This window comes from Bacteroides caecigallinarum, from assembly GCF_021530995.1.
GTDB lineage: Bacteria > Bacteroidota > Bacteroidia > Bacteroidales > Bacteroidaceae > Phocaeicola > Phocaeicola faecigallinarum.
Genome location: NZ_JADYTF010000230.1, coordinates 1 through 1,431 on the forward strand (window position 1 = coordinate 1; position 1,431 = coordinate 1,431).

Below are 1,431 nucleotides of genomic sequence, written 5' to 3' on the forward strand. Positions count from 1 at the left end.
AATATCGGTAGTATAATTTTGATTTTTTACATCTCCTAGGACTAACTCAGGAGAAGCATATTCTGCCTTTCCTATAAATTTACCAGTAGCAGTTCTTAATTTATCATTTGAACTTAAGGCCTTTATATTTTTTGCAATACCAAAGTCAATTAGTTTTATATGGCCGTCATTTGTTACCATTATATTGCTTGGGTCAATATCTCTATGAATGTAGCCTTTATCATGTAATGCTAGAACTCCAGATAAGATATTCTTTATTATTTTTATAGAGGTATTTTTACGGTCTTTTAAATAGCAATTATAAAGATAACGAGCATAAGAATTCTCTTCATTGAATTTATTATCCAACTTACCTTGTAGTAAATCTGACAATTCTATTCCATGAAGAAATTCACTGATGACATAATGATGATATTCCTTTTCTCCCCATTGATTAGTCTCATAAATACTAATTAAACCTAGCATTTCAACTAAGTTGTCATGCCTCAATTGAATTGAAGCTTCACGTTCTGCTCTAGCATAAACTTCTTCAGGTAAATCGTCGTGAAGTGCTTTTATAGCAACTTCAGTATGCATACCTGTTCTTTCGTCAATTCGAACTCCGCGGTACACAACACCCATGCCACCTTCACCTATGGGAGTGGAATCAGCGTCATATTCATAATATACGCCTTTTTGTTTTTCAAGTTGTCCCTGTAGTCTCTTTATATTCATGAGAATTACATAAATATTGTACCTCCAGGTTTGGTTGACGGCTTGTTTTCATTTTCATCGATTCCTTTTGTACCGCCTTGGTAACTTGAATCATCTTGTTCATACCCTTGCGTATATCGATTAAATGTAGGTGCACTATACGCATTCCCTGTAGATTGAGGACCTATAGCTTGTCCTACATTTGATTGGGTAGGCATAAATCCTCTACATACATTCAATCCAATCTGTTTTGCATCTATTAAGATAAAGAATAGATCGTAGTGCTCTCCTATAGTAATGATGTCACCGTTAAAACATTCTCTTTGGTCGAAGCCTAAACTTTCTCCATTTATCATTGTTCCGCAAGTTGAACGAGAATCACAAATTGAAGCAATAATCTTTTCCGGATTCTTCATTTGTCTTACTACTAATACGGCATGTTCTTCAGAAACGGTTGCTTCTCCTAAAGAAACATCACAATTCGCAGAACGTCCAATGGTATTTGACCCTATATGTAATGGCCAAAATTCACCAGCCATAGATTTTGAAATTGAATACAGGAAGCCAACGATTGGCTTTTGATTAGTTGCTACGGAAGGAGATTGTGTTCCAAATGGATGAGGAATACATGTGCCATCTTGCATTTTTTTAGAACTATCAATATTAGAAGTTCGTTCTGTGTAAGCTTCTTCCATTCCGGGGATAATAGTTTTATTACTGCTCATAATTATATATTAT

General features: G+C 34.8%; 2 protein-coding genes. Both read right to left on the minus strand.

What is annotated here, in order from left to right:
* On the minus strand, window positions 1-714 hold a 714-nt coding region (locus I6E24_RS16240), incomplete at its 3' end, for a serine/threonine protein kinase (protein WP_235329730.1).
* Between the two features lie 5 nt (window positions 715-719).
* Window positions 720-1,388 (minus strand): FHA domain-containing protein, encoded by a 669-nt coding sequence (locus tag I6E24_RS16245; RefSeq protein ID WP_235329731.1) that lies wholly within the window; start codon window positions 1,386-1,388, stop codon window positions 720-722.
* Between the last annotated feature and the right edge of the window lie 43 nt (window positions 1,389-1,431).